The sequence below is a fragment of the Maricaulis sp. genome, from assembly GCF_030149235.1.
Lineage (GTDB): Bacteria > Pseudomonadota > Alphaproteobacteria > Caulobacterales > Maricaulaceae > Maricaulis.
In genome coordinates this window covers 1-23,276 of sequence record NZ_JASBRW010000008.1, presented here as the reverse complement: position 1 = coordinate 23,276, position 23,276 = coordinate 1, and the positions used below count along the sequence as shown (strand labels likewise).

The 23,276-nt window shown below is 61.4% G+C and carries 25 protein-coding genes, 1 pseudogene and 1 riboswitch; of the genes and pseudogenes, 19 read left to right on the top strand and 7 right to left on the bottom strand.

Annotation, left to right across the window (positions count from 1 at the left end; genetic code table 11):
• Nucleotides 1-49: 49 nt before the first annotated feature.
• The 5 genes from Q1V51_RS01590 to Q1V51_RS01570 all read left to right on the top strand — a co-directional run bounded on the left by Q1V51_RS01590 (nt 50) and on the right by Q1V51_RS01570 (nt 3,741).
• The gene (locus tag Q1V51_RS01590) at nt 50-931 is read left to right on the top strand and encodes a cytochrome c oxidase subunit 3 (protein WP_300552023.1); all 882 of its coding nucleotides are present in this window, start codon (nt 50-52) and stop codon (nt 929-931) included.
• 78 nt (nt 932-1,009) lie between these two features.
• A complete protein-coding gene (locus Q1V51_RS01585; RefSeq protein ID WP_300552021.1) occupies nt 1,010-1,306 on the top strand; it encodes a DUF983 domain-containing protein in 297 nt (98 codons plus the stop codon).
• 4 nt (nt 1,307-1,310) lie between these two features.
• Complete coding sequence (locus tag Q1V51_RS01580; RefSeq protein ID WP_300552019.1) at nt 1,311-1,985, top strand: SURF1 family protein; 675 nt, start codon at nt 1,311-1,313, stop codon at nt 1,983-1,985.
• A gap of 62 nt (nt 1,986-2,047) precedes the next feature.
• Nucleotides 2,048-2,626 (top strand): GNAT family protein, encoded by a 579-nt coding sequence (locus tag Q1V51_RS01575; protein WP_300552017.1) that lies wholly within the window; start codon nt 2,048-2,050, stop codon nt 2,624-2,626.
• Entirely contained in the window at nt 2,623-3,741 is a 1,119-nt protein-coding gene (locus Q1V51_RS01570) for an EAL domain-containing protein (protein WP_300552016.1), read from the top strand. Before Q1V51_RS01575 ends, Q1V51_RS01570 begins: the two co-directional genes overlap by 4 nt.
• On the opposite strand, the gene Q1V51_RS01565 is transcribed toward Q1V51_RS01570, so the two are convergent.
• On the bottom strand, nt 3,738-4,325 hold the full coding sequence (locus tag Q1V51_RS01565; protein WP_300552014.1) for a YqgE/AlgH family protein: 588 nt from the start codon (nt 4,323-4,325) through the stop codon (nt 3,738-3,740). The two genes, Q1V51_RS01570 and Q1V51_RS01565, sit on opposite strands and share 4 nt — an antisense overlap.
• Nucleotides 4,326-4,422: 97 nt before the next feature.
• Here Q1V51_RS01565 and Q1V51_RS01560 point away from each other — a divergent pair, with 97 nt between their 5' ends.
• From Q1V51_RS01560 to Q1V51_RS01540, 5 genes are all read left to right on the top strand, one after another.
• Nucleotides 4,423-4,905: a peroxiredoxin gene (locus Q1V51_RS01560; protein WP_300552013.1), complete on the top strand. Its 483-nt coding sequence runs from the start codon at nt 4,423-4,425 to the stop codon at nt 4,903-4,905.
• 57 nt (nt 4,906-4,962) lie between these two features.
• The gene (locus Q1V51_RS01555; RefSeq protein WP_300552011.1) at nt 4,963-5,919 is read left to right on the top strand and encodes an SPFH domain-containing protein; all 957 of its coding nucleotides are present in this window, start codon (nt 4,963-4,965) and stop codon (nt 5,917-5,919) included.
• Between the two features lie 11 nt (nt 5,920-5,930).
• Nucleotides 5,931-6,401: an NfeD family protein gene (locus Q1V51_RS01550; RefSeq protein WP_300552009.1), complete on the top strand. Its 471-nt coding sequence runs from the start codon at nt 5,931-5,933 to the stop codon at nt 6,399-6,401.
• 114 nt (nt 6,402-6,515) lie between these two features.
• Nucleotides 6,516-6,857: an energy transducer TonB gene (locus tag Q1V51_RS01545; RefSeq protein ID WP_300552007.1), complete on the top strand. Its 342-nt coding sequence runs from the start codon at nt 6,516-6,518 to the stop codon at nt 6,855-6,857.
• Nucleotides 6,858-7,106: 249 nt separating this feature from the next.
• Complete coding sequence (locus tag Q1V51_RS01540; protein ID WP_300552006.1) at nt 7,107-10,043, top strand: ATP-binding protein; 2,937 nt, start codon at nt 7,107-7,109, stop codon at nt 10,041-10,043.
• Here the strand turns inward: Q1V51_RS01540 and rnhA are convergent.
• The 3 genes from rnhA to ispH are packed head-to-tail and all read right to left on the bottom strand — an operon-like array spanning nt 10,040 to nt 11,855.
• Nucleotides 10,040-10,480: a ribonuclease HI gene (gene rnhA / locus Q1V51_RS01535; protein ID WP_300552005.1), complete on the bottom strand. Its 441-nt coding sequence runs from the start codon at nt 10,478-10,480 to the stop codon at nt 10,040-10,042. The two genes, Q1V51_RS01540 and rnhA, sit on opposite strands and share 4 nt — an antisense overlap.
• Complete coding sequence (locus tag Q1V51_RS01530) at nt 10,477-10,896, bottom strand: DUF1801 domain-containing protein (protein ID WP_300552003.1); 420 nt, start codon at nt 10,894-10,896, stop codon at nt 10,477-10,479. Before Q1V51_RS01530 ends, rnhA begins: the two co-directional genes overlap by 4 nt.
• An 11-nt stretch (nt 10,897-10,907) precedes the next feature.
• Nucleotides 10,908-11,855: a 4-hydroxy-3-methylbut-2-enyl diphosphate reductase gene (gene ispH / locus Q1V51_RS01525; protein ID WP_300552001.1), complete on the bottom strand. Its 948-nt coding sequence runs from the start codon at nt 11,853-11,855 to the stop codon at nt 10,908-10,910.
• 121 nt (nt 11,856-11,976) lie between these two features.
• On the opposite strand from ispH, the gene Q1V51_RS01520 reads away from it, so the two are divergent.
• The 9 genes from Q1V51_RS01520 (at nt 11,977) to Q1V51_RS01480 (ending at nt 21,738) form a co-directional block, all read left to right on the top strand.
• Nucleotides 11,977-12,540, top strand: a complete 564-nt coding sequence (locus Q1V51_RS01520) for a hypothetical protein (protein WP_300552000.1) — start codon at nt 11,977-11,979, stop codon at nt 12,538-12,540.
• Nucleotides 12,541-12,546: 6 nt separating this feature from the next.
• Complete coding sequence (gene argS, locus Q1V51_RS01515; RefSeq protein WP_300551999.1) at nt 12,547-14,310, top strand: arginine--tRNA ligase; 1,764 nt, start codon at nt 12,547-12,549, stop codon at nt 14,308-14,310.
• Nucleotides 14,311-14,329: 19 nt separating this feature from the next.
• The gene (locus tag Q1V51_RS01510; protein ID WP_300551998.1) at nt 14,330-15,136 is read left to right on the top strand and encodes a DUF6065 family protein; all 807 of its coding nucleotides are present in this window, start codon (nt 14,330-14,332) and stop codon (nt 15,134-15,136) included.
• A 155-nt stretch (nt 15,137-15,291) separates the two neighbouring features.
• Nucleotides 15,292-15,381: riboswitch (glycine riboswitch) on the top strand.
• Nucleotides 15,382-15,555: 174 nt separating this feature from the next.
• The gene (gene gcvT / locus Q1V51_RS01505) at nt 15,556-16,665 is read left to right on the top strand and encodes a glycine cleavage system aminomethyltransferase GcvT (protein ID WP_300551996.1); all 1,110 of its coding nucleotides are present in this window, start codon (nt 15,556-15,558) and stop codon (nt 16,663-16,665) included.
• 24 nt (nt 16,666-16,689) lie between these two features.
• Entirely contained in the window at nt 16,690-17,055 is a 366-nt protein-coding gene (gene gcvH / locus Q1V51_RS01500; protein ID WP_300551995.1) for a glycine cleavage system protein GcvH, read from the top strand.
• Between the two features lie 13 nt (nt 17,056-17,068).
• Nucleotides 17,069-18,412: an aminomethyl-transferring glycine dehydrogenase subunit GcvPA gene (gene gcvPA / locus Q1V51_RS01495; RefSeq protein ID WP_300551993.1), complete on the top strand. Its 1,344-nt coding sequence runs from the start codon at nt 17,069-17,071 to the stop codon at nt 18,410-18,412.
• A complete protein-coding gene (gcvPB, locus tag Q1V51_RS01490) occupies nt 18,412-19,986 on the top strand; it encodes an aminomethyl-transferring glycine dehydrogenase subunit GcvPB (RefSeq protein WP_300551991.1) in 1,575 nt (524 codons plus the stop codon). Before gcvPA ends, gcvPB begins: the two co-directional genes overlap by 1 nt.
• Nucleotides 19,987-20,268: 282 nt before the next feature.
• Nucleotides 20,269-21,150: a hypothetical protein gene (locus Q1V51_RS01485; protein ID WP_300551989.1), complete on the top strand. Its 882-nt coding sequence runs from the start codon at nt 20,269-20,271 to the stop codon at nt 21,148-21,150.
• Nucleotides 21,151-21,399: 249 nt separating this feature from the next.
• Nucleotides 21,400-21,738 (top strand): hypothetical protein, encoded by a 339-nt coding sequence (locus Q1V51_RS01480; RefSeq protein ID WP_300551988.1) that lies wholly within the window; start codon nt 21,400-21,402, stop codon nt 21,736-21,738.
• A 255-nt stretch (nt 21,739-21,993) separates the two neighbouring features.
• Here the strand turns inward: Q1V51_RS01480 and Q1V51_RS01475 are convergent, their stop codons facing one another.
• The 3 genes and pseudogenes from Q1V51_RS01475 to Q1V51_RS01465 form a co-directional block, all read right to left on the bottom strand.
• On the bottom strand, nt 21,994-22,536 hold the full coding sequence (locus tag Q1V51_RS01475; RefSeq protein ID WP_300551987.1) for a F0F1 ATP synthase subunit B: 543 nt from the start codon (nt 22,534-22,536) through the stop codon (nt 21,994-21,996).
• 4 nt (nt 22,537-22,540) lie between these two features.
• Entirely contained in the window at nt 22,541-23,077 is a 537-nt protein-coding gene (locus tag Q1V51_RS01470; RefSeq protein WP_300551985.1) for a F0F1 ATP synthase subunit B', read from the bottom strand.
• 82 nt (nt 23,078-23,159) lie between these two features.
• Nucleotides 23,160-23,276: pseudogene (locus tag Q1V51_RS01465) on the bottom strand (ATP F0F1 synthase subunit C); the annotation flags it as partial.

Below are 23,276 nucleotides of genomic sequence, written 5' to 3'. Positions count from 1 at the left end.
GCGGTTATCACCGCATCGAATAGCTGGATTAGATCGCAGGAGATTCGCGATGGCTGGGGATGCTGTTAAGCACGACTATCATCTGGTAGATCCGAGCCCGTGGCCGTTTGTCGGCTCGGTTGGGGCCTTCCTGCTGGGCGTAGGCGCCGTCGGCAATATGGCCGGTCTGGTGGACGCCGAGCATCCGCTGGCCTTCATGTATGCCGATGGCAGCTGGGGCGGTCTGATCCTCGGTTTCGCCATTGTCCTCTACACCATGTTCGGCTGGTGGGCTGACGTAATCAAAGAGTCGCGCCGCGGCGATCACACCCCGGTTGTCGATATCCACCTGCGCTACGGCATGATCATGTTCATCGCTTCGGAAGTGATGTTCTTCGTGGCCTGGTTCTGGATGTTCTTCGAATACGCCATCTTCCACGAGGTCCGAGCAGGCTGGGATGGCGGCACGCTGGGTGTCGATGTCGCCGGTCTGGCGACCTGGCCGCCGGTCGGTGTCGAAACCTTCGACCCTTGGCATATCCCGCTGATGAACACGCTGATCCTGCTGCTGTCCGGTACCACCGTGACCTGGGCGCACCACGCGCTGCAGCACGGTGATCGCAAGAGTGCCACGCTCGGCCTGATCGCGACGCTTGTTCTCGGTGTCTGCTTCACCTCGCTGCAGGTCTACGAGTACTCCGTCGCCCACTTCGCCTTCTCCATGCAGGACGGTGGCAATATCTATACGTCAGCCTTCTTCATGGCGACGGGCTTCCATGGCGCGCACGTTGTAATCGGTACGATCTTCCTGGCGGTCTGCCTGCTGCGTCTGCTCGCCGGTCACTTCACGCCGGAGAAGCATTTCGGTTTCGAAGCGGCCGCCTGGTATTGGCACTTCGTTGACGTGGTCTGGCTCTTCCTGTTCGCCTTCGTCTACGTCGTCTACCAGTAAAGCCGAGTTTGCATGGCTAAACCCTCTCCAATCCAGGCCGGCCTTCAAGGGCGATGTCCGGAGTGTGGAGAGGGGACCATGTTTGCAGGTCTGTTGAAATTAGCGCCGCGGTGTCATGCCTGCGGCGCTGATTTTGAGAAGGCCGATGTCGGCGATGGCGCGTCGGTCTTCGCCCTTTTTATTGTCGGCTTCCTGGCGATGGTGGTGTTCCTGCTTGTCGCCGTGGCCTTCAACAATCCACCGCTCTGGGTGCACGCTATTATCCAGATCCCGCTGATCTTCGGCGGCTCCATCGCGGTACTGCGTCCGATCAAAGGCGTGCTGTTCGCCCTGCAATGGCATCATGACGCGCAAGAGGCGCGCCTCGACGAGTAGACCCGTGCCTGTTTTCCGCCCGATCCCCATCCTCACCCTGTTCGCCATTCCCGCGCTGGTCCTGCTGATCATGCTGGGTAATTGGCAGGTGAGCCGGATGAACTGGAAAGCCGACCTCATCGAGCAGTATGAGGCGCGCGGCAGTGTCGGCAATTTCTCTGCGACCCTGTGTGAAACAGGCGAGGGCGCCTTCTCGCCGCGCGTGACCGCACCGGTGCCGCTGGGCGGCGAGAGCCTGCGCTATTACGCCCTGCGCGGCGCACCCGGCTGGATTCTCCTGACCCCGGTGGAAGTCCGCTCGTGCACGCCTGACGGGGAAGTGGTCACAATGCTGGTTGAAACCGGTTTCGAGACGCTCGGAGGCATGATCCTCAGTCGGCCGGAGGCCTGGCGCGTTCAGCCCATGAGTGAGCGCAATTTGTTCTCCTCCAGCAACGATCCTGATACCAATTCATGGTATCACTTCGACCGGATCGAGATGGCACGCGCGCTTGGCCTCGAAACGGAACGGCTCTCTCCCATGTGGGGCCGGACCGATGACGGCCTGCCCGCCAGCCTGGAGCGGACCCCGCCAGCCAAGCATCTGGGCTATGCCCTGACCTGGTACGGCCTCGCTCTGGCGCTCATCGCGGTCTACATCGCGCTGCACGTCGGTCAGGGACGTCTGCGCTGGACCTAAGCTCCGCGTCAGCGGATAAAAGAACAAGAGCGAGGTTTGCTCGCCGGAACTGGAGGGATTGCGTGGCTCTTTGGCGCGACGACCCGGAAGATGATGTCCTCGTTGGACAAGGTGTGAAGTTGCGAGCCCCGGTCCTGGAGGACTATGAGGGCTGGGCCAAGCTGCGCGGCGCCAGCCGTTCGCACACCGAACCGTGGGAGCCGGCCTGGACGCCGGACGAGCTGACCAAGGGGGCCTTCCGTCGCCGCATTGCTCGCTACCAGGCCGACCGCCAGTCCGGCACGGGTTTCCCGTTCTTTATCGTCCGGGCCCAGGACAATCTCCTCCTCGGGGCCTGTAATCTCAACAATGTCCGCCGCGGTGTGCTGCAAAGCGCCGATATCGGCTACTGGATCGGCGCGCCCTATGTGCGCCAGGGCTATACCCGCGCGGCCGTGCGCCGCGTGCTCGCCTTTGCCTTTGACCAGGTGGGCCTGCACAGGGTCGAGGCTGCGTGCCGGCCGGAAAACAAGGCGTCGCGGCTATTGCTCGAAAGCGTCGGTTTTGAATATGAGGGGCGCGCCCGCGCCTTCCTCAACATTGCCGGTGAGTGGCGCGATCATGACCGCTTCTCGCTCTTGTCAACCGACCCGCGCCGATGACGCTGGACGGGTTCGAGCGAGGGGCGCGTGCGGCCGGTGCTCTGGCCTTCGCGGTTGATGCGGAACGCAAGTCGATCGCCTTTTCTGGCGCTCTCGAGGCTTTTGGTCTGCCCGATAACGTCATGCCGCTGGCGGCGTTCATCGCCCGGCTCGGCCCGGTCGATGGCGAGGCGCTGCGCGCCAGCCTGGGCCATGGCGCAATGGATCTGAGGATCCGCCTGACCGGGGAGGCCGGGACGCTCGTCTATGCCCGCTTGCGCGGCGGTGCTGCCCCGGATGGCCGGATCGATGGCCTGATGACACCTGCAGGCCGCTCGAGCGATGCGGCCGGCCGCCTGGCCGAAGAACACGCCCTGGCCGAGGCGGTCGAGGCGGGTGACGTCCTGGCCTGGTACCAACCTGTCATCGCACTTGGCGATGAGAGCCTTGCCGGTTTCGAGGCGCTGGCGCGTTGGGACCGGCCCGGCTTCGGTGTGCTTTCCCCGCCCGATTTTCTCGGCATGGCCCGGCAACTCGATCTCCTCGGTCCGATCAGTGACCGCGTCCGCCATTCCGCCGTCACCGACCTGGCCAGCTGGCGCAAGGCGCTTCCAAACGCCGACACCCTGTTTGTCGCCGCCAATGTGTCGCTGGATGAGCTGATCTCGCCATCCTTCCAGGACGGCATCCTCGCCCATGTTGACCAGGCCGGATTGCCGGCCGGCCAATTCAAGCTTGAGGTGTCCGAGACCGATATCATGCGCGACCCCGAGCGCGCTGCAGAAGCGATGACCCGTCTCTCGGATGGTGGGGTCGCGCTGGCCCTGGATGATTTCGGGACCGGTTATTCCTCACTCGCTCGGCTCGACATGCTGCCCTTCGACGTCATCAAGATCGACCAGTATTTCGTGCGCGCCATGACGGCCAATGAAAGCGCGGCCACGGTGGTGCAATCCGTGCTTCAGCTGGCCCGGCATTTTGGCATGAAGGTCGTGGCGGAAGGGGTGGAGAGCCCGCTCGTCGCCGAGCAATTGCGCGATATGGGATGCGACTATGCCCAAGGCTATTGTTACTCAGGGGCCCTGGCTCCTGCGGATGCCGTCGCGCACATTTCATCCGGCCGGCTGACGGCCTAGGCGTGGCCGCTGAGGCTGGACAAGTGTTCCGGTGAGATCCCGATTATCGCCAGCGCCTTTTCCCACTTGTCGTCATTGGTGTCGCTGAAGATCAGGGCTTCGTCCGGGTCTGCGACCAGCCAAGCATTCGCGGTCAGTTCGTCTTCCAGCTGCCCCGGTCCCCAGCCGGCATAGCCCAGGGCCAGAACCGAGCGCCGCGGCGGGTGATCGGAGGCGATGGCTTCGAGAATATCCTTGGTGGCGGTCAGCCCGATCCCCTCGCTGACGGGAAGCGTGGATCCGTCAGCGGCAAAATCATTGGAGTGGAGGACAAAGCCGCGATCGCGTTCCACCGGGCCGCCGAGCAGAACCGCCCGGTCTGGTGCTGTGATGTCGGTCTCGATGCCGAGCTGATCGAAAAGCTCTGGCAGGCGCAGGCCGGAGACCGGCTTGTTGATAATGATCCCCATCGCGTGCTCGTCGGAATGGTCACACATCAGGATCACCGAGCGATCAAACCGCGGGTCGCCAATCATCGGTGTTGCAATCAAAAGCTTGCCGCCGAGGAATCTGTCAGCCACATGTGTATCATCGCTCAGGGTCATGACTGCATGTTCGCCCCAAAGAGGGGATGCGTCCAGCCATGATCCCGCTATCTTGCCTTGCGCGCTCGCGCCTATCTTTATTCACAGGAGAATAAATATGACGATTTCGGTTGGAGATCGCCTGCCTGAAGCCACCCTTATGACGATGACGGCCGACGGCCCGAATCAGCTCTCCACTGGCGATGTTTTCGCCGGCAAGACGGTGGCCCTGTTCGCACTTCCGGGCGCTTTCACCCCGACCTGTTCGGCCAAGCACCTGCCGGGCTTCATCGAGAAGGCTGCCGAGATCAAGGGCAAGGGCGTCGACACCATTGCCTGCCTGTCCGTCAATGACGTCTTCGTCATGGATGCCTGGGGCAAGTCCCAGGGCGCTGGTGATGATGTGGTGATGCTGGCGGACGGGAATGCCCAGTTCGCCAAGGCGATCGGTCTGGAATTCGACGGTAGCGGTTTCGGCATGGGCGTGCGCGCGCAGCGCTTCTCCATGATCGTCAAGGATGGCGTGGTCACGGAACTGAATGTGGAAGAGCCGGGCGCATTTGAAGTGTCCTCTGCCGACCACATTCTCGGCCAACTCTAGGGTTGGGCCGCTGAACTGGCGGCTTGAACAAGCAAAGCAAGCAATAAGGGGGTTCGCATGGATTTCGGACTGATCGGCATAGCCGTATTTTTCTTTCTCGCCCTGGTGATCGTCGCTTCGGTGGTGAAAACCGTCCCGCAAGGCAAGGAATTCACGGTCGAACGGTTTGGACGCTTCACGCGGACCCTCAAGCCAGGCCTTCACTTCATTACGCCGTTTGTCGATGGCATCGGTTACAAGATGAATATGCGCGAGCGTGTCCTCGACGTGCCCAACCAGGATGTCATCACCAAGGATAATGCCACCGTCTCTGTTGACGCCGTGGTGTTCATCCAGGTGCTCGATGCGCCGCGCGCTGCCTATGAAGTCGACAATCTTGACTTCGCCATCATCAATCTCTCCCTCACCAATGTGCGGACCGTGATCGGTGCCATGGACCTCGACGAAACGCTGTCCAAGAGAGACGAGATCAATGCGCGTCTCTTGTCGGTGATTGATGCCGCCACCAACCCCTGGGGCGTCAAGGTGACCCGGATCGAGATCCGTGACCTGTCGCCGCCGATGGATATTACTGAGGCCATGGCCCGGCAGATGAAGGCTGAGCGTCTCAAGCGTGCCGAAATCCTCGAGGCTGAGGGCTCCAAGCAATCATCCATCCTGATCGCCGAGGGTGAAAAGGAGGCGGCGATCCGTGAGGCCGAGGGCCGCCGCCAGGCCGCCTTCCTCGACGCCGAAGCCCGCGAGCGCGAAGCCGAGGCCGAAGCCAAGGCGACGGAAATGGTCTCCGAAGCCATCTCAAAAGGTGACGTCACTGCAATCAACTACTTCCTGGGTCAGAAATACGTCGAGGCCTTCGGGAAGCTGGCGACCAGCGACCAGCAGCGCACGGTCATTATCCCTGCAGAGTTTTCCAACATCATCGGCACGATTACCGGTGTCGGTGAGCTGGGCAAGGCGGCGCACGAGGCCGTCAGCGACGCAGCTCGCCGCCCGGCGCAGGATGAAAGCAAGTAGGAGGAGAGACCATGGACCTCATCACCTCGGTCTTGGACAAACTCAATATCTGGGCCTGGTGGGCGATCGCAGGCGTCATCCTGATCGCCGAGCTGCTCACCGGGACGACCCTGCTGTTGTGGCCGGCAGCGGCCGCTTTCCTGACCGGTTTCGTCGCGCTCGACATGTTCAATGCGAGCTGGTCGGTTCAGCTCGCTGTGTTCGCCGTCGCTTCCATGCTGCTGATCTGGGGCGGTGACCGCTGGGTCCGCCCCAAGCTCAAAGCGGGTGCAGATAGCGGTCTCAATGATCGTTCCATGCGCATGGTCGGACAGCGCGTCGTCGCCGTAGCGGATTTCCACGCCGGCCGCGGCCGGGTCCAGTTCGGCGATACCGAATGGGCTGCGGAGATGCAGGACGGAAGCGATGTCAAAGCCGAAACCGAGCTCGAGGTCTGTGCCGTCAATGGTGTAGTTCTGAGCGTCAAAGCCTGGGGCAACTGATCTTCTCATACGATATGCAGGATATCGATCAAATTTTAGGAAACTGAGTCAGGCGTTGAATATAATTTGCGCTTAAACGAACCCTCAACAGAACAAAAACAGAGGGTTTCCCCAATGAAAGCAAAATTTCTCTCCCTGATCGCCGCCGTTACCATGGTTTCCGCTCCGCTGGCTCTGGCTCCGGCCGCGCATGCGACCGCGACCACGCGTGATGCGATCACCCGCGCCGCTCCGGACTATCCGCGCTCGGCTGAGCGCCGCGGTATCGAAGGCTCTGTTGAAGTCCGCTACGACATCGCCGCCGACGGTACGGTGGAGAATGTTGAAGTTGTCGATACGACCCATCCGGGCATCTTTGATCGCGCTGCACTTCGTGCCGTTGAGAGCTGGCAGTATGAAGTTGCCGCAGAGCGCACCACGGGCCACACCTTCCGGCTCGAGTTCACGCTCGGCTAGGCCTGACGCGATACCCGATTGATCAAGGGCTGACCGGCTGGGCAGCCCTTTTTCTATGGCCAGCCTATCATGAATAAAAAATTCGGATGCTTGCAGGGGTGCCAGGATTGGCGCTCCTAATGGTCACTGTGGCGGACTGCAGTCAGCGTTCACAACTGGTAAAGGGTCGGTGCCGGACTTTGCCCGGTACGAGTCGCATTTAGAGACTCTTGGGCTGCCCAGTTAGCAGTATTGCGACCAGGGAATGGGATGAAGCTGGATCCAGAGCAAAAACGCCTCGCAGCGCTGCATGCGCTCGGCCTGCTCGATACCGAGTCGGAGTCCGAGTATGACGCTCTGACCGATTTGGCTGTCGGGATTACCGGCGCGCGGATGGCCGCCTTCTCTCTGGTTGATCATGACCGGCAGTGGTTCAAGTCCAATATCAACATCCCGGCGCCGGAAACGCCCCGCGATGTCGCCTTCTGTGATCACGCCATCCGCCAGGATGATATGCTCTACATTCCAGACGCGACCAAGGACGAGCGCTTCGCCGATAATCCTCTGGTGACGGGCGAACCCAATATCCGTGGCTATGCCGGCATGCCGATCAATACGCCGGACGGCTACAAGATCGGTACGCTGTGTGTCATTGACGACAAGCCCATGAATCTCGATGCGGAAGCGTTGGAGCGGTTAAAGGCGCTGGCTCGGATCGTTGAGTCGCGTCTGGCCGAACGCCTGCAGCATCTCACCGAGGTGCGTTCCAACCGCATGTTGAGCGTGGTGCGCTCGATCCAGACCGATTTTATCGCCAATCAGCGCAATATCTCCGCTGCATTCAATCGCTTGCTTGACAGTATGGTTGATTTCACCCAGAGCCAGGACGGCTTTATCGGCGAGGTCAAGGCGGACACGGAAGGGCGATATCTGGAGATCCATTCAGTCCAGATCAACAACAAGGACGAATACACCGAGGAATTCCGCAAAGCCCACGGGCATGAATTGCTGCGGTTCAGAAATACCAACAGCCTGCTCGGCCGGACTTTGAAAACCGAAGACCTGGTCATTGCCAATGAAGTCGCGACCGATGGCAGAGCCGCCGGCACCCCTGAAGGGCATTTCGATCTCGACAATTTCATGAGTATCCCGCTCATGGACGGCGAGGAGATGATCGCCATTGTCGGGGTCGCCAACCGGTTTGGCGGCTATGACCAGGGCGTGGTCGACAGCTGTACGCCGCTTCTCGTGACCATTGCCAACCTGATCCGGGCCCGCCGTCTTGAAGAGCGTGAGCAGGGCTCCGTGGAACGCTTGAGAGCGGTGACGGAATCCGGAGGAATTGGCTCCTGGGAAGTGGACCTCCTGACCGGTCATCCGGTCTGGGATGATATTACCAAGACTATCCATGACGTGCCGCTCGACTATGAGCCGGTCATGGAAACCGCGATCAACTTCTATGCCCCGGAAGCGCGCCAGACGATAACGGACCTCGTTCAGCGGGGAACGGAAACCGGTGAGGGCTGGGATGTTGAACTGCCGCTGATCACGGCCAAGGGCAATCGCATCTGGGTGCGTGCTGTGGGCCGGCCGATCGAGGTCAATGGTGCGGTCGTCAAGCTGGTCGGCTCCTTCCAGGATATTACTCAGCGCCGCCTCCGCGAGGAGGAGCTCAAAACCCTGTCGAGCCGTCTGGCCCTGGCTCTCGATACGTCCGGTGTCGGTGTCTGGGAGCATGATGTCGAGACCAACCAGCATTTCTGGGATGAGGAAACGGCACGCTTGTTCGGGCGTGCAGACCACAGCGGTGTGGTGGCCATCGATGACTGGCTAGAAACCGTGCACCCGGACGACATTGAAGGTCTCATGCGAGCCGTCAACAGGGCGCTTGAATCACGGCAGGACTACGAAGCCGAATACCGGGCGATCATGCCTGACGGCTCGATCCGCTATATCCGGTCGCGCGGCGTTTTCCGCCAGAAACTCGACGGTGGCTGGGTCATTACCGGCATCAATATGGATGTCAGCCGCGACGTCCAGACGGCTATGGAACTTGACCGCCGACGCAAGGATGCCGAGGCGGCCAGCGAGGCCAAGACCCAGTTCCTGGCCAATATGAGCCACGAAATCCGCACGCCGCTCAATGGCGTTCTGGGTATGGCGCAATTGCTGCGCATGACCGAACTTGATATGAAGCAGACAGGCTTCGTCGATACCCTGCAGACGTCCGGCCGGGCGCTGCTCGATGTTATCGAGGACATTCTCGATATTTCCAAGATCGAAGCGGGTATGATCGACATTGTCGAAGACCCGTTCGACTTGCCCGCGACGCTTCGGTCCGTGCTCGACATGGTCTGGGGCACGGCGCGCGAGAAAGATCTCGATCTGAGCCTGGATATCGGTGCATCGGTGCCGCAACAAGTGGTCGGTGACCAGAAGCGTCTACGCCAGGTATTGATCAATATTATCGGCAATGCGGTGAAATTCACCGACACGGGCTCGGTCAAGATACGCGCCCGTGATCTGAATGGTCGTGTGCGCTTTGAAGTGCGCGATACTGGTCCGGGTATCGCTAACGACCAGATCGACCGCATCTTTGACCGCTTTGCCCAGGTCGATGACAGCTCGACCCGTCGTCACGGTGGGACCGGTCTGGGGCTGGCGATTTGCCGCGAACTGGTCAGCCTGGCCGGTGGCGATATTGGTGTAACCAGCACGGTCGGGGTCGGAACCGAGTTCTGGTTCGAGCTGCCGCTGCCCGCGAGCGTGACCGAAGATGATGGGGCCGGCTTGCAGCTGCAGGTTGATGCAGGATCCGGCGCCCTGAGCCATGGCCGCCGTATCCTGGTGGTCGATGATGTGCCCACCAATCAAATGGTTGCCGCCGCCCTGTTGCGTAATGCCGGGCATGAGGTGGAGTTGGCCGGCAATGGCCGCGAGGCGATCGATGCCCTTGAACACAAGGATTTCGATGCGGTTCTGATGGACATACAGATGCCGGTCATGTCCGGCGAAGAGGCGATCAGGGAAATCCGCGGCTCCGATAAATCCTACGCGACGATACCGATATTCGCCGTGACGGCCGATGCGACCAAGGGGGCTGACCGCCGTTATGTTGCCGCAGGCGCGACCGGCTATTTGTCCAAGCCGCTGGATCTCAAGGCGGTCAGCGCGGCGCTCATCTCGGTATTTGACGAAGCAGCCTAATCCCGCAAATCCGCGATGCCTTCACGCGCCAGCTCGTCGGCGCGCTCATTGCCGGGGTCCCCGGCATGCCCCTTGACCCAGCGCCAATCGATGTCGTGACCCTTGGCCAGCTCGTCCAGCCGTTGCCACAGATCAACATTCTTGACCGGTTTCTTGTCAGCGGTTTTCCAGTCCCGCTTTTTCCAGCCATGGATCCATTTGGTGATGCCGTCACGCAGATAGACGCTGTCAGTGATCAGCACGATCTTGCGGCCGGGCTTTGTCAACGCTTCGAGTGCCTGGATAGCCGCCATCATCTCCATACGATTATTCGTGGTTTCAGCCTCGCCGCCCTTGAGCTCTTTGCGATGGCCATTCCATTCGAGAATAGCGCCCCATCCGCCCGGTCCGGGATTGCCGGAACAGGCGCCGTCAGTGTGAATTGTAATGGTACTCAAAGCGGATACTTCTTCGCCATGTCGTCAAGGCCGGCCTGGATGAGTTCTTCGAGCACGCTCATGTCCACATCTGCCAGCTTGTTGATGTAAAGGCAGGACTTGCCTTTCTTGTACTTGCCGATGCGATCCAGGATGGATCCGAAATCAGTATAGCCGGGCAGGATGTACACGACCAGATTGGCCTTGCGGGGCGAGAAGCCGACCCGCATGAAGTCATGCCATTTGCCATTCGCTGTCTGGTAGCGGTAGCTGCCATAACCGATGATGGAGGGGCCCCACATCTTGGGCTCCCAGCCCGTGAGCCGGGTCATCACGTCGAGCATGATCTCCGCATCAGCGCGGCGTGTCGGGTGTTCGACAGCAGCAATGAAATCGCTCGGATCGATCTCTGTGGGTTGGGTTTTCAACTCGGACACTTTGTGTCTCCTCAAGCGACCACCTTGGGCAGCTTAAAGATGACATCCTCATCCGTCACCCGGACTTCCTCAACCTGCGTTGCAAAACGTTCGCCAAACGCGTCGATAAGCCCCTGGACGAGATCCTCCGGCGCCGACGCTCCGGCTGTGATGCCGACGCGGGTCACATCGCCCAGCCCATCCCAGTCGACCTGCTCGGCAGAGGACACAAGCTGCGCCCGCTTGGCACCCGCCTTGAGCGCCACCTCCACCAGTCGCACCGAGTTGGATGAGTTCGGCGCACCGATCACAAAAACGATGTCGGAGCGGGGGGCCATCGCCTTGACCGCAGCCTGGCGATTGGTCGTGGCGTAGCAGATGTCTTCCTTGTGCGGGGCTGCAATCTGCGGGAAGCGCGCCTGCAGGGCGGCGACAATCTCGGACGTGTCATCCACCGACAGGGTCGTCTGGGTCGCGAAGGCGAGCCGGCTGGGGTCTTTCGGCTCGAAGGACTGCGCATCCTCGACCGTTTCGATCAGCGTGATCGCCCCGTCCGGCAATTGCCCCATCGTGCCGATCACTTCGGGATGGCCGGCATGGCCGATCAGGACGATTTCCTGGTCATTCTTGAAGTGACGCTCGGCCTCGACATGGACTTTGGAGACCAGGGGGCAGGTTGCGTCCACATAGATCATTTCGCGCCGCTCGGCCTCGGCCGGCACGTGTTTGGGTACGCCATGGGCAGAGAAAACGACCGGACGGTCATCGGGACACTGGTCCAGCTCCTCCACGAAAACGGCGCCGAGTTTCTCTAGCCGTTCGACCACATGACGGTTATGCACGATTTCGTGGCGCACATAGACCGGAGCGCCAAATTTCTCCAAGGCCCGTTCGACAATCTGGATGGCACGGTCCACACCGGCGCAAAAGCCCCGTGGCGCTGCCAGAATTAGCGTGATTTCCGGGCGTTCGTCGTTCATCTCTAGAAAAACTCCTTCAGCGAATGCGTTGCGGTCGGCCGCGGCACATCGTATGACCGTCCTAACAAACCGGCTGCGCGCCATCTAGGGGCAGGCCCGTCGTAAAGTCAGGTATTGCACAATGCGTTCTCTTGCTCTTCTCGCAGCCGTCACGGTCACGCTTTCGGGATGCTCCAGCGTCGGCGACGCTTTCGGAACACCGGAGAATAACATCGGCCCGTGTCCGACCGCGTTTGCCCTGCATGACGCTCATCGCCTGGTGCAGTTCAACGGTGATGAGATTGTCTATGACAGTATCGGTTTTACCGGCGAGATCACGGGCGTGCGAAGCCTGTGCAGCTATTATGACGAGCGCCCGATCCTGGCCAATCTCGAGATTGATTTCGGTTTCGGCCGCGGCCCGGCCGCGCAGGGGCGTGAGCATCAGTACCAGTATTTTGTCGCTGTCACCCGCCGCGATATCGGTGTTATTCATCGCGAGACCTTCCCGCTGAATGTCCGTTTCGACAGCGCCCAGGACCGCCGCTACTTCACCGACACGATCGATGCGATTTCGATCCCGCGTGCCGAAGCCGATACGTCCGGTGCCAACTTTGAGATTCTGGTCGGTTTCGAACTGACCGAGGAACAACTCGCCTATAATCGGAGCGGCCAGCGTTTCCGCGTTGCGGCCGGTCAGGACTAAAGCCATATGCCTTCAATTGCCGATCAGCTCAGCGCCGTGCTGGGCGACGCGTTTGCTTCCCTTGAGCTTCCGCGCGAACTGGGCCGTGTAAGCCCGTCCACACGCCCCGAACTGGGGCCGTTCCAGTGCAATGGCGCCATGCCGGCGGCCAAGCAGGCCAAAAAGAACCCACGCGAGCTGGCGCAGGCCGTCCTCGACACGATTTCCGGTCATGCCCTGATCGAGAAAGCTGATATTGCCGGCCCGGGTTTCATCAACCTGACGCCCGTGCAGAGTGCCTATGACGACCGTGCCGCCGAGATTGCGGCTGATGATCGTGCCGGTGCCTCAAAAACGTCAGCACCCAAAAAAGTACTGATTGACTTTGGCGGTCCAAACGTCGCCAAGCCGATGCATGTAGGTCATCTGCGCTCCTCCGTTCTCGGTGACAGCCTGCAGCGACTCCTGCGTTTCCGCGGGGATGACGTGGTGTCCGATATCCATCTCGGTGACTGGGGCCTGCAAATGGGCCATCTGATCACCGAGCTGCAGGATGAGCAGCCCGACCTCGTTTATTTTGATGCCGACTTCGCTGGCGAATACCCGACCGAGCCGCCGGTTGATATCGAGGACCTCGCACGGCTCTACCCGCTGGCCTCGCAGAAAGCCAAGTCCGATGCGGATCGCCTCGAACGCTCGCGCGCGGCAACAGCCGAGTTGCAAGGCGGCCGTCGCGGCTATCGCGTGCTACTGCACCATTTCATCAATGTCTCGGTCGCCGCGCTGAAAAAGGATTTCGGAGCGCTCGGCGTCCATTTCGACCTGTGGAAGGGTGAAAGCGATGTCGACCCGCTGATCGAGGACATGGTCGCGGACTTCAAGAACCGTGGCATTGCCGAGGAAAGCGAGGGCGCCTGGGTTGTTCGCGTGGCGCGCAAGGGCGACAAGAAAGAACTCGCTCCCCTGATTCTGGTGACCTCCAGCGGAGCCTCGCTCTATGGCACGACGGATCTGGCCACGATTCTCGATCGCAAGAATGAAGTTGGTCCCGATCTCACGCTCTATGTCGTCGATCTCGCCCAGTCAGACCATTTCGAACAGGTCTTCCGCGCCGCAGACAAAGCGGGTCTGGCGCCCGAAGGCTCCCTCGAGCACGTCAAGTTTGGCACCGTCAACGGCAAGGATGGCAAGCGCCTGCGCACGCGCGATGGCGGCACCTTCCGCCTGGCTGACCTGATTTCCAGCGCCATCGAGCGTGCCGATGAACGCCTCAAGGAGGCGGGGCTGGCCGCCGATGTCGGAGCGGAGGAACACGCCCGCGTCGCCCGCATGGTCGGCCTGGCCGCGATCAAGTTCGCCGATCTTCAGAATTACCGCACCACCAATTACGTCTTCGACCTGGACCGTTTCACCAGTTTCGAGGGCAAGACCGGGCCTTATCTGCTGTATGCCGCCGTGCGGGTGAAATCGCTCATGCGCAAGGCGGAGCGCGAAGGCGTTTCGGCTGGCGCAATCAAGGTGGAAGCGGCGGAGGAAACCGATCTTGTTCTGGCGCTAGATGCGTTCGGCGCCGCGCTCGACCAGGCTTGTGAGAACCGGGCACCGAACGCGCTCTGTGACCACGCCTTCTCGCTGGCCCAGGCCTTCTCCAAATTCTACTCCGCCTGCCCGATTCTCGCCGCTCCGGATGAGCCCACCAAGGCCTCGCGTCTGGCTTTGGCGCAGGCAACCTTGAAACAGCTGGAGCTCTGTCTCAACCTGCTGGGACTGGAAGCGCCGGAACGTATGTAGGCCAAGGCCGGGAAGCGCGATGAGTGAAAAAAACCCAAGTCCGAAGCCGGTCCCGCCGGGCAAGCTGATCGCCTACACCATGCCGGGTGCAGAGGTTGATATCGATCAGCACATCCGCCCGTGTCAGCCAACCCGGGGCTGGATGGACCAGGTGCCCGGCAAGTTCATCTATCGCTGTGTGCCCCTGACGGCGGCCAATACCCAGGGCTGGGAAATTCTCAACCCGGTGGATGCCGAGGTCGTCTGGAATGGCGGTGATGGCAATCTGGATCTGCGCGTGAACGGCACGCCGCACCAGCTGGGGCCGCAATCGCATTTCGGCTCCGGTATGGTGACCTGGTATCTGCCCTTCCTGTTCCGCACGCCGGAAGATTGCGGCCTCGTGGTCACCGGGCCTGCCAATCATGAGCATGACGACGCTGTGCCGCTGGACGCCTTTGTGCGCACCGACTGGCTGCCTTTCCCCTTCACCATGAATTGGCGCCTCACGCGCAAGAACGAGCCGGTCCGGTTCAAGGCTGGCGAGCCGATTTGCCGCGTTTTCCCGATGCCGCTCGCCCTGCTCAATGAGACCCAGCTTGAAGTGCGCCGGATCGAGGAAGACCCGGGTTTCCTGGCTGAGCTGGGGACCTGGCATCAGCGCCGCCAGGAGAATGCCGCCGCCGCGGCCAAGGCGGTTGCCGAATGGCAAAAGGGCGGTGCCAAGCCGACCGGCGAGGGCGCCTGGAACTCTGCCTACGTCAAGGCGACCAAGCCGGGCGAGGATGGCAAGTTCGAGAAACTGCAGACCGTCTTCAAATGCGCCGACCCGGTGGATGAGCGCTAGGAGTTCGCCTTTCCGGGTGGTGGTATTGGCGCTGGTGCGAGATCAATCGCCCCATCAGCGAAATTTTGTCGAAAATCGCCGTCCCGTTTGATTGACTCCGATCTTTGCAGGACTAGTATCCGCCGCTTGAAACGCCGGTGTGAGCCGGCGTGTCATTTCTCCTCGCGGGAGAGACCGGCGAATAAGCCGGCGCCGAAGGCGCAACCGCCCCGGAAACGCTCAGGCCAAGGGACCGCGCGGAGTATAAACGCTGGAAAGCGGGTGCTGTGTGTTTGACAAGGCGCCCCACCGACGGAGCAAGCGCCGTTCTCGTCCTATCGAGGGTCTGACGCGGAATCTCTCAGGTTATCGGGACAGCGGGGGCAGGGACGGCGGACACATGACGTGTCAGCTGCGTACTGCTCGCGAGGATAATACCGATGGCTGACACCGAACTTCTAGAAAAGACACCGCTGCACGCGCTCCATGTCGAACTTGGCGGCAAGATGGTGCCGTTTGCCGGCTATGACATGCCGGTCCAGTATCCGCTCGGCATTATGGGCGAGCACAAGCATTGCCGTGCCAAAGCGGGTCTGTTTGACGTCTCCCACATGGGTCAGGCGCGCTACACCGGCGACGAAGCGGCACTGGAGGCCCTGATCACGGCCGATCTTTCCGAGCTCGGCGCTGGCGAACAGAAATACACCCTGTTGCTCAATGAGCGCGGCGGCGTCCGTGATGACCTCATGGTTTCGCGCCCATTCAAGGGTGAAGAGACGCTCTTTCTCGTCGTCAACGCGGCGACCAAGGATGATGACTTCGCCCATATCGAAGCCAACACATCCGGCAAGGGCACGCTGACCCGTATCACTGACCGCGCGCTGCTGGCGCTGCAGGGACCGCAAGCCAAGGACGTCATGGCACGGCTCTGCCCGGCCGCCTGCGAAATGGTATTCATGCAAGCTGGCGTCTTCGAGCTTGATGGCGTTGAGGTCTACATTTCCCGCTCCGGCTATACCGGTGAAGACGGGTTCGAGATTTCCATTCCTGAAGCCGATGCGGTGCGCATTGCCAAACTCCTGCTGGCGCAGGACGAGGTCGAGGCCATCGGCCTTGGTGCCCGTGACAGCCTGCGCCTGGAAGCCGGTCTTTGCCTTTATGGCCACGACATGGACGAGAACCGCACCCCGGTTGAGGCCGCGCTGATTTGGGCTCTGGCCAAGACTCGCCGGGAGCGCGGGGATTTCCCGGGCGCTGACGTGATCGCGCAGCAGCTGGAAGAGAAGACCTGCCAGAAACGCATCGGGCTGACGCTGGAGGGCGCCCCGGCGCGTGAAGGTGCTGAGATCGCTGACAAGGACGGCAATGTGATTGGCGTGGTGACCTCCGGGGGCTTCGGCCCAACCGTCGAGGGCCCGGTCGCCATGGGTTATGTCGAACGCGGCTATGTCAAAGTGGGCACTGAGCTGGACATCCTGGTGCGCGGACGCGCCCGTCCGGCGGTTGTCACCAAAATGCCGTTCGTTCCGAACAATTTCTATCGCGGTTAATCCCAAGGGGCAGGAGATCAAGCCATGACCACGCGTTACACCGAAGACCATGAATGGATCACCGTCGACGGCGATGTCGCCACTGTCGGTATTACGGCCTATGCCGCCGAACAGCTCGGCGATGTGGTGTTCGTCGAACTGCCGGAAGTCGGCAAGACCTTCAAAAAGGGCGACGAGTTCGCTGTCGTTGAATCGGTGAAAGCCGCTTCCGAAGTCTACGCCCCGGTCGATGGCGAGATTGTCGGCGTCAATGACGACCTCGATGGCGAGCCAGCCAAGGTCAATGAAGATGCCACCGGCGGCGGCTGGTTTGCCAAGTTCAAACTGGCAGACGCCTCCCAGCTCGAAGGCCTGATGGACGAAGACGCCTACAAGGCGCACATCGCGTAAGGACAGGACCTCAATGCGTTACCTCCCCCACACAGACACAGACCGGAAAGCGATGCTCGATGCGATCGGCGTAGCTTCCATTGATGATCTGTTCACCGATGTGCCCGAAGCGGCGCGTCTGGATGGGCTGATCGATTTGCCGACCAAGCAGGGTGAGCTCCAAGTCGAGCGCGCCATGGCGGCGATGTCAAACCAGAATGTCTCGGCGTCGTCCGTGCCGTTCTTTGTGGGGGCGGGTGCCTATAAACACCATATCCCGGCGACGGTGGATCACCTGATCCAGCGTTCCGAGTTTCTGACGGCCTACACGCCGTACCAGCCGGAAATCTCGCAGGGCACCTTGCAGACCCTGTTCGAATTCCAGACCCAGGTGGCCCAGCTCACCGGCATGGATGTGGCCAACGCCTCCATGTATGACGGCTCGACCGCCTGTGCCGAAGCCGTGATGATGGCTGCCCGCGTGACCAAGCGCGACAAGGCGGTCATGGCCGGCACGGTGCACCCGCATTATGTCGAGGCGAGCAAGACGCTGGCGAAATACTCGTCCGTGTCCATCGAGGTGACCGAGCCGGAGCTGGACAGCCTCGACAAGGTCATCGCCGCGATCGACGAGAATACCGCCTGTGTCGTCGTGCAGACGCCGGACATTTTCGGCCAGTTGCATGATCTGCGCGAGATTTCCCGCATCGCCCACGAAAAGGGCGCGTTGGTCATCGCCGCCTTCACCGAAGTGGTCGCGCTCGGCCTCACCGAAGCGCCGGGCGCCATGGGCGCCGATATCGCGGTTGGTGAAGGCCAGTCCATCGGTGTCGGCCTCAATTTCGGTGGCCCCTATGTCGGCCTCTTCGCCTCTAAGGATGATCGCCGCTTTATCCGTCAGATGCCGGGTCGTCTGGCCGGTGAGACGGTAGATGCCGATGGCCGCCGCGGTTTCGTGCTGACCCTGTCGACGCGCGAGCAGCATATCCGCCGCGACAAGGCGACCTCGAACATCTGCACCAATTCCGGCCTTTGCGCTCTCGCCTTCACCATCCACATGACGCTGCTGGGTGAGAAAGGCTTCCGCCAGATGGCCCAGCTCAGCCATGAAAACGCCTGTGCCCTCGCAGACGCGCTCGACACGGTTGAGGGTGTCGATGTGGTCAATGACGCCTTTTTCAACGAGTTCGCCGTGCGTCTGCCGGGCAATGCGGCCGAGATCGTCGAGAAGCTCGCCAAGGTCGGCGTGCTCGGCGGTGTGCCGGCCAGCCGGCTATATCCCGGCCAGTTCGAGGACATCCTCCTCGTCGCGGCCACTGAAGTGAATACCGAGGCGGATATCGAGATCTTCGCCAAAGCGCTTGGGGGGGTCCTCTGATGCCGATGAATACGCAGGGACGTCCGACCCGTATCGCGGACAATATTGCCACTGGCGGCTATGCCGAGACGACCTCGGGCTCGAAAGGCCTGGAGCAGTCTGAAGCGCTGATCTATGAGCGCGGTTCGGTCGAGCAGTGTGGTGTGGACCTGCCGGAGCCGAAAGGCACGGCAACGCGTCTGGGGGGGCTGGAACGCAAGGCCGAGCTGGGCATGCCGGGTCTCTCCGAGCCGGAAACCATGCGCCACTACGTGCGCCTGTCTCGGAAGAATTACGCCATCGACCTGGGCCTTTACCCGCTCGGTTCGTGCACGATGAAGCACAATCCGCGTCTCAACGAGAAAATGGCGCGCCTGCCGGGCTTCGCCGATGTGCACCCGATGCAGCCGGCCTCCACCGTTCAGGGCGCCTATGCCGTGATCGGCGAGCTGGCCCATTGGCTGATGACGCTGTGCGGCATGCCCGGTGTGGCAATGTCACCCAAGGCCGGTGCCCATGGCGAGTTCTGCGGCATGATGGCGATCCGCGCCAAGCTGGATGCAGATGGCCTGACTCATCGCCGTCGCGTGCTGGTTCCGGAATCAGCGCATGGCACCAACCCGGCGACGGCGGTGCAGTGCGGCTTCACCGTTGACGAGATCCCGGCCGATGAAACCGGTCGTGTCGACATGGAGGCCTTCAAGGCCAAGCTCGGCGATGATGTCGCCGGCATCATGCTGACCAACCCGAACACGTGTGGCCTGTTCGAGCGCGACATCCGCGAGATCGCTGACCTGATCCACGAGGCGGGCGGTTATTTCTACTGTGACGGCGCCAACTTCAACGCCATTGTCGGACGCGTTCGCCCCGGGGATCTCGGTGTCGACGCCATGCACATCAACCTGCACAAGACCTTCTCCACCCCGCATGGCGGCGGTGGCCCCGGTTCCGGTCCGACGGTCCTGTCCGATGCGCTGGCCCCGTTCGCGCCGGTCCCCTATGTCGTCCTCAAGGACAAGCACTGGGAATTGGTCGAGCATGAAGCCGATGCCGAGGGCCAGCCCTTTGGCCGTATGGCGGCTTTCCACGGCCAGATGGGCATGTTTACCCGCGCCCTGACCTACATGATGAGCCATGGCTCGGATGGCCTCAAACAGGTCGCCGAGGATGCCGTACTCAACGCCAACTACATCCAGGCGCGTCTCAAGCACGTCATGACCCCGGCCTTTGACGGGATCTGCATGCACGAAGCCCTGTTTGACGATCGCTTCCTCAAGGATACCGGCGTCACCACGCTCGATTTCGCCAAGGCGATGATCGATGAGGGCTATCACCCGATGACCATGTATTTCCCGCTGGTCGTCCATGGCGCGATGCTGATCGAGCCGACCGAGACCGAGAGCAAGTCCGGCCTCGATCGCTTCATCGACACGCTGGAAGCCCTGTCCCTGGCCGCCAAGGCGGGTGAGGTCGAGCGTTTCCGGGCCGCACCGGTACACGCTCCGACCAGACGTCTCGATGAGACCAAGGCGGCGCGCCAGCCGGTCCTGCGCTGGACCGCTCCGGCCGCAGAAGAGCCGGTCGCCGCGGAGTAAGTCCCGGCCCGGTTTGATGAGAAAGGCGCTCACTTACTGGTGGGCGCCTTTTCTTTCGATTTTGGGCAAATACGCTCGAAATACACCGCTTCTCTACAAGCCGGAATTTACGCCGTAAGGCGAGTGGGCTTGATCGCATACCCCTCGCGCGTGTATCGCGTCATGACGATGCCTATCAAGCGCCCAGAAGCGGACATGATGGGCTGCTAGGGGACACGCATGCCATCTTCCATGTCCACCTCATCCCGTTTGAGCTTCCGGCGGCTCGGTTGGCGCGCGCGTGTGCGTTTGGTCCTGCTCGCCATCGCCGGCATCTATCTGACCCTGGCTGCAGCACTCTGGTTCAATCAGAAAGATATTCTCTATCACCCCTCCGAAGCGCAGCTCTTGCCGCGCGAGGCCTGGATTGCCCCGGTGCGGATTTCTACGCCGGATGGTGAAAGCCTCGTGGGCTGGTACAGCGAGCCGGAGGCGGGCTGCCCGACCATGCTGTTCTTTGACGGCAATGCGGGGCGACCGGAGATCCAGAGTGGCCGCTGGCGCCGCATGCAGGAACAGGGGGTGGGCTTCCTCGCGGTCTATTATCGCGGCTATTCCGGTTCCACGGGCTCGCCCTCAGAGGAGGGGCTGCATCTCGACGCCCAGGCCGGTCTCGCCTGGCTGATGCGGCGCGGGATCGATTCCACGGATGTAATCGTGCACGGCTTCTCCCTCGGCTCTGGCCCGGCGACCCGGCTTGCCGCCACCAATGCCGTCGGTGCGCTGGTACTGGAAGCCCCCTACAGCTCGATGAGCGCTCTGGTGGCTGAAAAGCTTCCGCTCTTTCCCTACGACCTGATCCTGCAGAACCGCTTTCGTTCCGATGAGTGGATTGAGGCGCTGGACGAACCGGTTTTGATGGTGCACGGCACCGAGGACCGGCTGGTCCCGATGCATCATTCCGATCGTCTGATGGCACAAGCGCCAGAGCCGAGCGAGCTTGTGCGGATTGACGGCGCTGACCACGCGACCCTGGTCCGCGATGGTCTCTATGAGGCGGTCTGGCCCTTCCTGGAGCGGCATTGGACGGGCTCGCGTGAGCCGGGCCGAAACTGCGCCATCATTCCCGGCGCCCAACGCCCAGAAATCCAGGTCGAAGCCCGCATCTCCCAGGCTCACGAGTAATTTATGAGCCCTTCGGCGCGATGGCTGCAGACCCGCCCTTTCCATTTGCCTCCAGCGCGCCCATATCTTTTGCCAGCAAAGGGGAATCGGCCAAACCGGTGCGCTTTTGCCACAGCGCGCGAACGACCTGCATGCGGCGCCCCAATTTGGGCGCTTTTATCTCGCATTCGGGGCTAGTTTACGAATTAAGTGTTAGCTGTCCTGCCGCGCGCACCAAGACGCGCCTTCGACAACAGGACGGGGTTGGAGATGGTCACGGCCATGAATGAGCAGCTAGACGGATTGGCACGTTCGAATGCACTCGGCGCGGTTATCGTGCTGGTCATTCGCGCCATTGCCGTGGCGCTCGGTCTCGGCCTGATGGCGATTGCTGTGCCGGTTGGCCTTTTGACGCCTATCCTGCCCATCGGCGCTATGATCGGCTTCCTCGGTCTCGTTCTCGTGGCCGCCGCGTCCAAAACCTTGCATGGCTGGATCACCAAAACGCTCCAGCGGTATCCTTGGCTTTGGAAGCGCGTGCGCTGGGCCTTCGGCGAGAAGGACAAACCGTCCGACGCCGAAACAGACGGCACCCGCCGTATCGGCTGACAAAAATTCTATCCAGCTGGCCAGAATAGACGCTGGTTTGCGCAAGCAATGACGCTCGCCTTTTGGTCTGATCGCTTCCCCGGTCGGCAAGACACTCCAAGCGGATCTTCAATCCACGGCGTTTCGGCGGATCGGCCGATGTCGCGACAACGCCATACTCGATGTGATCAAGGTGTCGGCGTTTCGGGCGGAAACAATTAAAAAAGCCCGAAGCGCTTGGCTCCGGGCTTTGATCAATGCCGCTGATCGCAGAAGCTAGTTCAGGCGATCACCTGCAAGCTTAATGTCGGCGTCGACGATCTTGTTGAGATCGGTCTTTTTCAGCTTGGTCTTGAGGATTTCCTCGGCCGCAGCGGCAGCCAGCTCGGCTGCAGCAGCTTTGACCTCCGCTGCCGCCTGGGCTTCCGCCTGGGCGATACGCTGTTCCGCCATGGCGGCACGGCGCTCGAGCCGATCGCTGAGCTCTTTGCGGCTTTCTTCCTTGAGGATCTTCGCCTCGGCCTTGGCCTGGGCGATGATGCTCTCGGCTTCCGCTTCCGCTTCGCGCTGTTTGCGCTGGTAGGATGCGAGCAGTTCAGCCGCTTCCTCGCGCAGACGCTTGGCGTCGTCGAGCTCGCTCTTGATCGCGTCAGCGCGGTCATCGAGCGTTTTGGTGATCGTCTTGAACACGCCCATATAGGTGAGCAGAACGAAGAAGGCGATCAGAGCCAGAAAAGCGTAGAAGGACGGGTCAACGAGAAGATAGGTGACCAGATCGGTTTCTGCGCCGTATCCGTCTTCAGAAGGTGCAATACGCATCTGCCTAAGCTCCCTTCATCGCGCCGTCGACGGCCTTGCCGGCATCGTCTTCGCTGATCTCGACATTGGCCAGAGCCGTGACAGCCGCAGCGGTCGCTGTTGCTGCGATGCCGCGGACTTCGGCAAAAGCCTTGTCCTTGGCAGCACGGATCGAGGCCTCGGCCGCAGCCTGCTTTTCAGCGAGCTCGGCCTCGACAGCCGCGCTTTCCTTGGCCAGCTCCTTGTCCAGGTCCGCACGGGTATCAGCAGCGATACCGTGAGCCTTGGCACGAGCTTCCGCCAGGGACTGCTCATAGGCTTCGCCGGCCGCTTCCGCGTCCGCCTTGGCCTTGGCTGCCTCGTCCAGATCGTCGGCGATGCGATCGCGACGGTCTTCAATCGTCGTTTTCAGCTTCGGCAGGATGAAACGATCCAGCGCGAAGTAGAGAACCACGAAGCTGATCGCCAGCCAGAAGAGCTGCGACGGGAAATATGTCGGGTCGAAGGGCGGGAATACGCCAGATGCAGCGTCCGCGCCTTCTTGTTCCGGTGCGAGCGTCATTGAACGCCTGCTCCTATGTCAAATGCCCCTGACGGGGCCAGTGTGCATGGCGGCCGCGATCGACCGCCACACGAACCTGATTTTAGCCGAACAGGGCCAGCAGGGCGATGAGCAGGGAGAAGATGCCCAGTGCCTCGGTCACGGCGAAGCCGAAGATCAGGTTACCGAACTGCTGCTGAGCAGCAGACGGGTTGCGCAT